Annotated in this window: 7 protein-coding genes; all 7 read left to right on the top strand. The window is 42.9% G+C overall.

The features are described from left to right. On the top strand, positions 1-664 hold a 664-nt coding region (locus tag AB5443_RS20625; RefSeq protein ID WP_368119635.1), incomplete at its 5' end, for a helix-turn-helix domain-containing protein. Positions 665-953: 289 nt separating this feature from the next. Continuing rightward, positions 954-2,486, top strand: coding sequence for an arylsulfatase (locus AB5443_RS20630; RefSeq protein WP_368114243.1), 1,533 nt, complete (start codon positions 954-956; stop codon positions 2,484-2,486). A 127-nt stretch (positions 2,487-2,613) separates the two neighbouring features. Continuing rightward, complete coding sequence (locus tag AB5443_RS20635) at positions 2,614-5,811, top strand: TonB-dependent receptor (RefSeq protein ID WP_229127350.1); 3,198 nt, start codon at positions 2,614-2,616, stop codon at positions 5,809-5,811. A gap of 38 nt (positions 5,812-5,849) precedes the next feature. After that, positions 5,850-7,565, top strand: a complete 1,716-nt coding sequence (locus AB5443_RS20640) for a RagB/SusD family nutrient uptake outer membrane protein (RefSeq protein WP_368114242.1) — start codon at positions 5,850-5,852, stop codon at positions 7,563-7,565. Positions 7,566-7,597: 32 nt separating this feature from the next. Further along, positions 7,598-8,644, top strand: coding sequence for a DUF5017 domain-containing protein (locus AB5443_RS20645; protein WP_022137043.1), 1,047 nt, complete (start codon positions 7,598-7,600; stop codon positions 8,642-8,644). Positions 8,645-8,684: 40 nt separating this feature from the next. Next, positions 8,685-10,661 (top strand): PL29 family lyase N-terminal domain-containing protein, encoded by a 1,977-nt coding sequence (locus tag AB5443_RS20650; RefSeq protein WP_277131678.1) that lies wholly within the window; start codon positions 8,685-8,687, stop codon positions 10,659-10,661. 13 nt (positions 10,662-10,674) lie between these two features. Beyond that, complete coding sequence (locus AB5443_RS20655; RefSeq protein WP_368114241.1) at positions 10,675-13,230, top strand: DUF4955 domain-containing protein; 2,556 nt, start codon at positions 10,675-10,677, stop codon at positions 13,228-13,230. The last annotated feature ends 35 nt before the right edge of the window (positions 13,231-13,265 follow it).

Raw genomic sequence — 13,265 nt, forward strand, 5'->3', positions numbered from 1 at the left:
GAAGGATATGCCGAGCATTATTTTAAGTGATGTCGTGATGCCGCGTATGTCCGGTACGGAACTATGCAAGCGGATAAAGACGGATTTCAATACTTGCCACATCCCGGTTGTGCTGCTGACAGCACGTACTGCGATAGAACACAATATCGAAGGGCTGAAAATCGGTGCGGATGATTATATCACGAAACCGTTTAATACCAATCTTCTGATTTCCCGTTGTAACAACCTGGTGAACTCCCGTCGATTGTTACAGGAAAAGTTCAGCAAACAACCGCAGGCTTTCGCACAGATGTTGGCTACCAACCCGATGGATAAAGAGATGCTGGATCGTGCAATGGCTATTATCGAACAGCATCTGGATAATACGGATTTCAACGTCAATATCTTTGCCCGCGAAATGGGGATGGCACGTACGAACCTGTTCACTAAGCTAAAAGCGGTTACAGGGCAGACGCCGAATGATTTTATCCTGAGCATACGTCTCAAGAAAGGGGCGGTTATGCTACGTAATAATCCGGAACTGAATATCACGGAGATTTCAGACCGGATAGGATTCTCGTCTTCACGTTATTTCAGCAAGTGTTTCAAGGAGATTTATCATGTCAGTCCGCTGGCTTACCGCAAGGGGGAAGAAAAGGAAGAAGGAGAAGAAGAAACAGACTAATAGCAGCCATTATCGGGAAAGCCTATAGTAAATAATCGGACACTGCCGTGCCGGGAGAATATCACCTCGTTGGCACAGTAGTGACATCGTAGTGGCACGCTTGTGCCAACGAGGTGGCACAACTGTGACAACGGGGTGGCACTAAACCGTTCTGCACTCTTCCGAATCCGGGAAGCGGAACTTTCTCCGGTGTACTATTTTGTACTTCACTTGTACGTTACTACTCTTTCTTTCTTCTCCAATCGTTTATCTTTGTGCATCTAACATCATTTCCTAAAAATACAGCATTATGAGAAACGTTTCACGTCTACTTCCGTTATTGCCCGGCATTGCAATGTTAACCGGATGCAACCACGCACCTCAAAAGAGCAATGGACAAAACGGTCAAAAGCCCAACATTATTTATATATTCGCAGACGACCTCGGTATCGGCGACCTGAGTTGTTACGGAGCAACTAAAGTGAGTACTCCTAATATCGACCGTCTCGCCGGACAGGGAGTACAATTCACCAATGCTTACGCCACCTCGGCCACCAGTACCCCTTCCCGTTTCGGACTCCTCACAGGTATGTATCCCTGGCGGCAGGAAAACACCGGCATTGCTCCCGGAAACTCGGAGCTTATCATCGACACAGCCTGCGTCACCATGGCTGATATGTTGAAAGATGCCGGATACGCTACCGGTGCAGTCGGCAAATGGCACTTGGGACTCGGCCCGAAAGGCGGCACAGACTTCAACAGCCAAATCAGCCCGAACGCACAAAGCATCGGTTTCGACTACGAATTTATCATTCCCGCAACCGTAGACCGTGTCCCCTGTGTATTTGTAGAAAACGGCCGTGTAGTAGGTTTTGACCCTAACGACCCTATCACCGTCAGCTACGACCACAAAGTAGGCGACTGGCCTACGGGAGAAGAAAACCCGGAACTTGTGAAGCTGAAACCCAGCCAGGGACATAACAATACCATTATCAACGGCATCCCCCGCATCGGCTGGATGACCGGTGGAAAGTCCGCCCTTTGGAAGGATGAGGACATTGCCGACATCATCACCGATAAAGCCAAGAATTTCATCGCTTCCCACCAAGAAGAACCTTTCTTCCTATATATGGGTACGCAAGACGTACATGTACCCCGTATCCCCCACCCGCGTTTCGCCGGAAAGAGTGGACTCGGAACTCGTGGCGATGTCATCCTGCAACTGGACTGGACCATCGGAGAAATCATGCATACACTGGACAGCCTCAACATTGCTGATAACACAATCCTTATCTTCACCAGCGACAACGGCCCTGTGATTGATGACGGCTATCAGGATCATGCCTACGAAATGCTCAACGGACATACCCCTATGGGAATCTATCGTGGCGGAAAATACAGCGCTTATGAAGCAGGAACGCGTATTCCGTTCATCGTACGCTGGCCTGCCAAGATACAGCCATCCAAGCAACAGGCTCTTTTCTCACAAATCGACGTATATGCATCGCTCGCTTCACTCCTGAACCAACCTTTACGGAAAGGAGCAGCCCCCGACAGCCAGGAACACCTGAACGTACTTTTAGGCAAGAGCAATACAGACCGTGAATACATCGTTCAGCAGAACCTGAACAACACACTCGCCATCGTGAAAGGCCAGTGGAAATACATCGAGCCAAGCGACAGCCCCGCTATCGAGTTTTGGACAAAGATGGAATTAGGAAACGACAAACAACCGCAACTCTATGATTTATCGTCCGATCCATCAGAGAAAACGAACGTAGCAAAGCAGCATCCTGATATCGTAAAAGAACTGTCTGCCTTGCTGGAAACCGTAAAAGAATAACAAGAATATAAGAACAGAAAAATTGTATGATTTTGCACTAATCCTGAATAATTCTATCCATATGAGAATATTTAATCAGCCTATATTTGCAACCGTAGATTCAATAAAATCACTTAATTTTTAATATATGAAAAGACATTTATCCACTCAAACTAGAAAAAGGATTCTCTCCTCACTTGGACTGATCTTGTTTTCTGTTTCTTTTGTACTTGCACAGGTACTTGTAAAAGGTACGGTGAAGGATAATTTAGGAGAAGGAGTGCCGGGCGCCAGTGTTCAGGTAAAAGGTACTTCACAAGGAACTATCACCGACCTTGACGGCAAGTTTGCATTCAGTGTACCCAACAAAAATGCAACAATAGTCATTTCTTTCATCGGTTATGTTACTGTAGAACAGAAAGTAGATACACAGAAGCCAATGGTTATTACTTTAAGAGAGGATACCAAAACATTGGATGAAGTAGTAGTTGTAGGTTACCAGGAGGTGCGCAAACGTGACTTGACTGGTTCTGTGGCCAAGGCCAACATGAATGATGTCCTCACTGCCCCCGTCGCTTCATTCGACCAAGCTTTGGGAGGACGTATCGCCGGTGTAAATGTCACATCCGGTGAAGGTATGCCTGGTGGCACAATGAATATAGTTATTCGGGGTAACAACTCCTTAACACAGGAAAACTCACCTTTATTTGTAATTGATGGCTTCCCTGTGGAAGATACTTCCGCTTCCAGCACCTTAAACCCTTCGGACATCGAGTCTATCGATTTTTTGAAAGACGCTTCAGCCACTGCCATTTATGGAGCACGTGGTGCTAATGGAGTTGTAATTGTAACTACTAAAAAAGGAAAAGTAGGACGGGCACAACTGACATACGACGGAAGTTTTGGAGTACAACATATCACTCGCACCATTCCAATGATGGACGCTTATGAGTTCGTCAAATTACAAAATGAAATGTATCCGACAGTGGTTGCCGGCTCTTACCTTATGAACTATGAAGGCAAACAATGGACATTAGAAGATTACCGGAATATTGACCAATATAACTGGCAAGATGAAATTTTCCAAACCGCTTGGCAACAAAGCCACACTGTGCGACTGACAGGTGGTACGGAAGGAGTACGCTATAATGCTTCCCTATCTTATTACGACCAAGACGGTACATTATTGGAAACCGGATATAAACGTATGCAGGGACGTATGAACACAGTAGTACGCCGTGGTAAATTGAACATGAGCCTGACGACCAATTATTCACGTTCCATCCAGACAGGAAGCACCCCTTCCGCAACATCTTACAGTGGTATGAACAACTTGTTCTACAGTGTTTGGGGATATCGTCCCGTAACCTCTCCCGACACTCCATTAAGTTTTTTGATGGATAGCGCAACAGATAATGCAGTAGACTCAAGTAACGACTATCGTTTCAATCCTATTCTTTCACTCAAAAACGAATACCGGAAGAATTATATCAATAATCTTCAAATGAACGGTTTTGCCGAATATGAAGTCATCAAGGGGCTGAAAGTCAAAGTCTCTGCCGGATACACTTATGATGCCCGTAAAAATGACCAGTTCAACAATTCAAAGACCCGCTATGGCGGTCCGACCTCTACCGACAAAGTGAATGCACAAGTGACCCGTTCAGAACGCTTAACTTGGTTGAACGAAAACACAGTGACTTACCAGACCAACATCAAGAAGAAACATTTCATCAATGCTTTGGCTGGTATCACCTTCCAGAATTCAGACTATGAAGCATACGCTTTCCGCACCACCCATATTCCCAACGAATCACTCGGAATGGCGGGAATGAGTGAAGGACAAGCCAGTACAAGCAGTTCTGCCAAATCATCATGGTCAATGCTTTCTTATTTGGGACGTATCAACTACAATTATAAATCCAAATACTATGCAACTGCCTCATTCCGTGTAGACGGCTCTTCCAAGTTCAACAAGGATAACAGGTTTGGATACTTTCCCTCTGCATCATTAGCGTGGACATTCACCGAAGAGAAGTTCATGAAACCAATCAAAAGTATCCTTTCCAATGGAAAGCTGCGTTTTAGCTGGGGACTCACCGGAAATAACCGCATCGGTGAATACGATTATTACCAACTATTATCCGTCTTGAAATCCAGAATAGGTTCTTATACCGCTACCAATTCGATACCAAGCGGCGTATATCCATTCGAGAACGATGCCACCAACGCCGGAACTGTACCCATCTCGTTGCAGAACAAAAATCTGAAATGGGAAACGACCGAACAATGGAACTTGGGAGTCGACCTCTCATTCTTCGATGAACGAATCGGCCTCACAATGGATATATACCGGAAAAATACACGCGACTTGTTGCTTGCCGCCCAATTACCCTATTCTTCCGGTTTCTACAATGCCACAAAGAATATTGGTAAAGTACGTAATGATGGTCTGGAAATCAGCTTGAATACACTGAATATTAAGACACGCGATTTTCAATGGTCATCCAATTTTAATATTTCTTTCAACAAGAATAAAGTATTAGCATTATCCGAAAACCAAACCGCATTGTTGACAGCTGTCCAGTTTGACCAAAACTACAACGGACAATCCAGTTATATTGCCAAAATCGGTTTGCCGATGGGACTGATGTATGGCTACGTTTACGAAGGCACGTATAAATACGATGATTTCAACAAATCAGGAAATTCATACAGTTTGAAATCTAGTGTACCTCATTTCTCAACCGAAAACAACACACAACCAGGTATGCCGAAATATGCCGACCTGAACGGTGACGGAGTAGTAGATTCCAACGACCGTACTATCATCGGACGAGGACTTCCAGTACATACAGGAGGATTGACCAATGACTTTACTTATAAAGGAATTGATTTAAGCATCTTCTTCCAATGGTCGTATGGAAATGACATTATGAACGCCAACCGCCTGTTCTTTGAAAGTTCCAATAACCGCTCACGTGAATTGAACCAATATGCCAGCTACACCAACCGCTGGACAGCAGACAACCCGACTAGTGACATTCCAGCCGCTACGAATTCTTCTTCCAATCGTGTCATTTCTTCACGCATCATAGAAGACGGTTCCTTCTTGCGTCTGAAAAATGTAACGATAGGATACACCTTCCCCAGCCAGATGACGAAAAAATGGAAAATAGATAAAGCACGTATCTACGTTGCCGCACAGAATCTCTGGACATGGACAGGTTATTCCGGCTATGACCCCGAAGTATCTGTTCGTAACAGCGCCTTAACGCCGGGATTGGATTATTCGTCTTATCCAAGAGCTTACTCCGTCAGTTTCGGTGTCAGTTTAGGATTCTAAGCTTAATATGTTATCATTCAACATTTAAAATTCATCACATGAAAATACTAAGAATATCAATCATAGCTTTACTCGCAAGTCTCTTTACTGCATCTTGCGACTTTTTGGATAAAGAACCGACTGAATTAGCTTTAGATGAGTATTTCAAAACTCCCGAAGAAGCCTCCTCCTTCTTGACAGGCACTTATGCTATTCTCTCCCAGCCAACCTTTTATGGCGGTGACTATATGTACCTCGTTGCAGGAGATGATTTGTCGCATTATGGTGGTAGCGGACGCGGACCTGCCTCCACCGGTCTGATTTGTAATAACGCCACTACTAGTGATAACGCAGTCACCAACTTCTGGTATTTACTTTATGTTGGTGTCAATCGTGCAAATATCTTTTTAGAGAATATCGACAAGGTAAAAGGCTTTTCTACCGGCGTGAAAGAACAGTACATTGCCGAAGCCCGTTTTCTGCGCGCTTTTTATTATTTCAATCTTGTAGAGTGCTGGGGCGATGTACCATTTAAGACAACTTCAACCCAAGATGTGAAGAACCTTGACGCACCACGGACAGACAAGCAGGAAATCTATGATTTCATTGTTAATGAAATGGCGGATGCTGCTGAAACTGGATTGAAATCAGCTGCCGAACTATCCTATTTACCCGGACGCATCTCAAAATCTACTGCATGGGGAATATTGGCACGCGTCTACCTGTTCCGTGCCGGAGAACATTTCCGTGAAAACCGTGCTGCCAATCAGGCTGAAGCCAAAGATTATTTTGAAAAAGCCAGTTTCTATGCACAGAAAGTGACAGCGGAAGGACACGAACTAGCAGATAACTACTGGGATTTCTTCATTGATTTATGTTCCAACCAGTATAATACGACCGCCAATGAAAGTATCTGGGAAATTGAATTTGCCGGAAACAATACATCTGACACTCAAGCGGAAGGCCGTATCGGTAATATCATCGGACTAGCCGGTCCCGACCTTTCATCTAAAAGCAGTATAAAAGGAAAGGCTGATCCAGGATATTCGTATGCTTTTATTTACAGTACCCCCAAATTGTATAATCTGTATGTAAAGAACCGAGACATCAACCGTTTCAACTGGAGCATCACTCCTTTTGAATATAAGGAATCAGGCGGTAAAAATACCGGAGTGACGCATCGTGAATTTGAAATGGGAAAACTAGCGCAAGTAATGACGCAATATGGTCCGAAATCTTACCAATACAATGGTGATATTGAAAAAACCAAGGCGACTACCAATTATAGCCGTATGTGTGGAAAATATCGCCGCGAATACGAAGCTGATAAAAAAGACAAGAACTTTACGTCCATCAACTTCCCTGTATTACGTTATGCAGATGTATTATTGATGATTGCAGAAGCGGAGAATGAAGCAAATAATGGGCCGACAGACCTTGCATATACTTGTATCAATGATGTCAGAGATCGTGCTGGACTGGATGACCTACCGAAGAACATGTCGCAGACGGAATTCCGTCAAGCGGTAAAGGATGAACGGGGTATGGAACTATGCTTTGAATATACCCGGCGTTTTGACCTTATCCGTTGGGGAGAGTTTGTAAAGAACATGCAAGAATTGGTACCAGCTGCACAATCTGGAGAAAACTGGAACTTAGGACCAACTAACGTATATACCTATTTCCAAGTATCCTCTACGTACAACTATTTCCCTATTCCAGATGCTGAAATGAGTACCAACAAGTACATTACACAAAACAATCCGAATTGGTAAACAAAGTATTCATCAGTAAAAAACAACAAATTATGAAAGCATATAAACTCATAGCCATCTGTGTAATAAGCCTCTTTTTCGGGGCATGTAATGACGGACTGGACGAAGATGTTGCATTGGACGTGACTGTAAATACCAATGAGAATGTGAGCTTCGACGGACATATCATCACTGTAAAGAAAGGAACTCCTGTCAACTTCAACATTGCCGGCGATCCGGACTTCCTTACATTCTTCAGCGGTGAAGAAGGGTATAAATATCAGTATAGAGAACGTCAAACCATTGATCCTTCACAAATCAAATCATCATCGCTAACCATCACGTTATACTATGAATATGGAACAACCGATATGGTAGACAGTAGAATCTATATATCCGATGAGTTCACCGGATTATATAAAGACAATTTCGTGGCAGATTCCTTGTTAGTGGAACAATATGAGAATGATGGTATCTGGCAATCAATGATCCCCAACGAGGAACTAGGTTATGCCTTTCCGACGAAAACCGGTACATCGCAATCGCAAACTTATACATTCGATATGACGCAATACCTCAATAAAAGAGTTACAATTGCCATACGTTATAAAGGAGTGAAAAACACAGCGGTCCAATCACGTCTGTATTTCACCCAGATGCATCTCACCAATGAACTGAACAATGGTTCCAGCCTGAAGTTCGGTGCAAGTTCTTTCGGACTGACACCAGTAAACATGAAAAACAGATGTAACCTGCCTGATCAGGCATCAATGACTACCGACCGTGAATATGGTACAGTAAGCGGAGGAACTTCCGGAATCTGGAATTTGCAGAATATCGGAACCGAAACATTCTACTTGCACTCATCGACTGCAGGAACTCCTCTGAAATATAGCTGGCTGGTATCCGACCCGCTTACTATCAACTCATGCGAACCGGATCAGGGAACTAAAGTGAAAGACATCACCCAAAGCCTTGACTCTTATACGTATACCTATGACAAGGTTGGTATCTATAATGCAACTTTCCTTGCACGAAATGCCAATATTGACCATTCATCAACGACTACCTATAATTTCGTAGTCAACGTAGTGGAATAATTTAATAACAACAATAAGAAAACAATTAATACATATATCTATGAATTACTTTAAATCATTCTTGTTAACCGCATTTGCACTGTTCACATTGGCAGCTTGCAATACAGACGATTTGAGAGACGATGTTGATAATCTGAAAGGTCGCGTGGAGTCTCTGGAAGCACAAATTAATTTGTTGAATGATAATATGACCGCAATCAAACGACTACTTGAAGGCGGACAGACCATTACAGAAATTACCCAGACAAATGGTACCTATACATTAAAATTGAGCGGTGGAGAAACTGTAACATTAACACAAGGTTCCGCAGGAGAAATAAAATATCCGGAAATCAGCGTCAATGATGAAGGCCAATGGGTAGTAAACGGCGAAGTACTGACCCAAAACGGTGTACCCGTACAAGCCGTCGGAACTCCCGGCAATGATGGTATAACTCCCAAATTCCGACTGACGGATGATGGCAGCTACTGGCAAGTAAGTTATGACAACGAAACTAGTTGGCAGGATGTTCTTGACGAAAGTGGCAACAAAGTGTCTGCTGTAAACAATGGCTCTTCCGGTGGAGGTAGCAGTGATACATTCTTCGAGTCGGCAGGAATTGATGAAAGCGGAGATTTCTTCGTTATCCAGTTAAAAGGACAAAATGAAAGTATTTCCATACCTATCGTTAAAGATTTATTGTGCGAAATTATAGAGCCTGCCGAAGGAATGAATAAAGGATATTGGGAAATTGGAACCGGAGCAACCGCTACGACTACTGTCAAAGTGAAAGGAGATAATATTATCGTTACAGCTCCCGCAGGATGGGTAGCAACAGTAAGCGAACCGGACACTGAGACAAATGAAGCTACTCTGAGTATTACAGCTCCGGCAAGTACCATAAAAACCCGCGCAACAGCCGACAACAGCAGTGATGTAACACTCCAAGTAAATAAGGGTGCCAACTGGGCGGTAGCTAAAATTCAAGTGAAGGCAATAGAAATCATAGATAGTTACTATGCACTTTATGAAGCAGGTGAAACCATCACAATCGGTGGAATAAATGTAAATAAGAATGCATTCGGAGAAGCAACTCTTATCACAACAGAGAATCCCAACATTACGAACAAGGGAGTTTATTTCATTAGCCCGGAAGTAGAAGCGGAATATACTGCAAGCGGCGGGTATGCCCAACTCATTATCATCGGAAATAGTTCAACTCAAAAGAGCCAATTGAAAGTGTCCAGCCAAATCAAGCTTGTAGAAACAGCAAGCGATGCTTCTGGCATTTTTATCTGTCAAAATATAACACTCGACGCTAGAAACACATTAAATGCTGAAAATAAAACAAGTTATCCAATCGTTCAAAACAAGAATGGAGCATTCGGTAGTATAATACTACAAGATTGCCATATTCTATTGCCGAAAGGACAACCTTTAAGTTACATCAGTAATAGCAACCGTAGTATTGACTATTTTCTGATGGAGAATTGTGTAATTCCCATATCCTCTACTGACAATAATAAGTTCATTCTCAGCCTTTCTACAAGTACGGCTGCTTATAACAAGGTGTCTTTCAAGAACAATATTTTCTATTGTGTTGACGAAGGGAAATCCGCTACCGGATTTAAACTGATGAATGGTGAAAAAGCAACCGCAACGGAATTTACATTGACGAACAATACATTTGTCAATGTATACACTGCCACTACTTTCTATGTTTATCTTACATCATTACCAAACATACATATAACTCACAATTTGATTTATGCTAAACCTGCAATGCTAAACAATTGTGGCATATTCCGCCTAACTAACAATCCGGAAAGTGGAGAATGTAATAGCAACATCTGTTACAAAGCCGAAAACACGAATAACTGGCAGATATTCTTTGGCGGCATAGGCAAGGGCATGGACGGAGCTGAAGAAGTAAATATAATTACTTCTGACCCATTCGAAGGTGGTACATTTGATATTGCCAACGGTGTGTTTATCCCAAATGCAGAATTTGCTGAATATGGAGCATCCATTAATTAATACCTACTGATATATGAAAAAAGTAATACTATCAATATGTACAATTCTTTTCGTCGCACTTTACTCGTGCGACGAACGGGATGACTTGCGCTCCGACATTGACAATCTGAAAGAACGGGTTGCCAATCTGGAAGCAAGTATAGAACAGATGAATACGGACATCAACAACTACCAACAGATGGTAGCAGGAGTAATTCTGGTTATGGGATATAATCAGGATGAATTAGGAAATTACACCGTAGAACTCAGTAACGGAGAAACTGTAAATATTTATAGTGGAAAGGCTGATATGAACGACATGCCCCTATTCAGCATTAATGCATCAGGAAACTGGGCGTATACCATCAATGGTGTAACTACAGAATTACTTTTCAACAATCAACCGGTCAACGCTATTCCCGAAACCGGTGCTGCTGGAATTACTCCGAAAATGAAGGTGGATGCAAATGGTTTTTGGCTAATTTCACTGGACAATGGCTCAACTTGGAGCAAATTAGGAAACAATCAAATAGCTGATGGAACACAAGCTACCTCAAGTGCAAGCTCTGTTTTCAGTAACGTAGTAGTCAACGAAGCTACCGGCGAGATCACATTTACTATACGAGCAGACAACAGTGAAGTTACAATACCCATCTACGGACAAGATTTCTATCTGAACATTCAATTTGAAGGGACAGCCACTTTCGGTCTGAAACAGATACAGGAATTTGTTGTGAAACAAGCCAACGTAGAAACTGCCGTCATTGAGAACCAAACATGGGGAATCAAGTTGGAAGAAACAAAATTGACTGTTACCGCTCCTTCCACCAATCCTCGTGGAGAAACATATGAAGACGTGATTCACATTAAAATATTCTCCAAAGAAGGCTATTGCCGCATAGTTAAATTGCCGGTTAAATTACTAAATAGCCAAATTGATGCCAATGCAACCACCGCTTGGACGGAGTTCCTCAGCGGTGATGATAAGAATGTATTGCTGGACTTCTCCTACGCAGGATATATGCGGGGAGAAACAGCTCCCCCCGATGTGGAAATGTTGATAGCTCAAGGATATAAGGTCTATGATGTCACGAAGTATGGAGCCGTCCCCAATGACGGAAAATCCGACCGTGAAGCTTTTATGAAAGTGCTGGCAGAAATTGCCGGCACTAATAATATCAAACAAGAAGACGCTGGTATGACAGACCGCTATATCAAAGAGAATGCCAAAGCCGTCATCTATTTCCCGGAAGGGAACTATATATTGCAGGACAAAGCTTCCCAAAACCGGAGAATCCGTATGTCTATGGGAAATATAGTACTCAAAGGAGCAGGTAAAGATAAGACAACACTCGAAATGACTGTTGCCAACACTTCCCCCAACCCAACAACCGAAATGTGGAACGCACCTGTGATGATGGAATTTAAACACAACTCCGGATTAACAGAATTGGGAACAATTACTGCTGACGCCCCCATCGGCAGTAAAAGTGTGACAGCTAGCGTGACCGGAGTAAGCAGCGGAAGCTGGGTATGCCTTGTGCTGAAAAACAACAACGAAGATGTTATTAACACAGAACTGTCTCCATACAGATGGCAAGATATCAATGTACAGTCCGGCGGAACACTTAACATCAAATCAGAAGGTATCCAGATTTACGAATATCACCAGATTGAAAAAATCAGCGGTAACACCATTACCTTCAAAGAACCTATTATGCACGCCATCAATAAAGACTGGAATTGGAAAATCTCCAAATTCGCCAATTATGAGAATGTCGGCATAGAAGACCTTACTTTCAAAGGACACTCAAAAGAGAAGTTTATTCATCATGGTTCTGACATCGATGACGGTGGATTCAAGTTGATAGACTTTGTCCGATTAACCAACTCCTGGATACGCCGTGTCAATTTCGAAAGTGTCAGTGAAGCAATGTCTATCACAAGTTCAGCAAACTGCTCTGCTTATGACATACAAATTGGCGGTAACCGGGGACATGCATCTATTCGTTCACAAGCTTCTTCCCGCATATTTATTGGAAAAGTGATAGAGAACAGCAATGGATATACTCTCAGCAAAGGCGAAGGCGAAGGAACCTTAGGTACTTACCAGTCGAACGTAGGACAATATCACGCTTGTGGAGTCTCCAAACAAAGCATGGGTGCCGTAATCTGGAACGTAAAGTGGGGAGATGATTCCTGTTTTGAATCGCATGCAACACAACCACGTGCCACACTAATTGATTGCTGCTCAGGCGGATTCATGCACTGGAGACAAGGCGGTGATTCTGCACAAATGCCAAATCATATGGAAAATCTGACTATCTGGAACTTCAATGCAACAAATATTCAGACAGATACAGACATTGATGCCGAAGAGAAATTCATTTGGTGGGACGCAAAAGGATACTGGTGGAAATTCTTGCCACCAATTGTGGTAGGCTTCCATGGACAATCTCTTCAATTCAATGAATCACAAATGAAACGATGCGAAAACAATAACGGTGCAGTAGAACCTCTTTCCCTTTACGAAGCACAGTTACGTAATCGTTTGGGATATGTCCCCGGATGGCTGAACGCATTAAAATAAACACACAATTTTTCTAACCATTATAAAACGTATAT

Source organism: Bacteroides sp. RTP21281st1_H5_RTP21281_210402 (genome assembly GCF_040918965.1).
GTDB classification, from domain to species: Bacteria; Bacteroidota; Bacteroidia; order Bacteroidales; family Bacteroidaceae; genus Bacteroides; species Bacteroides congonensis.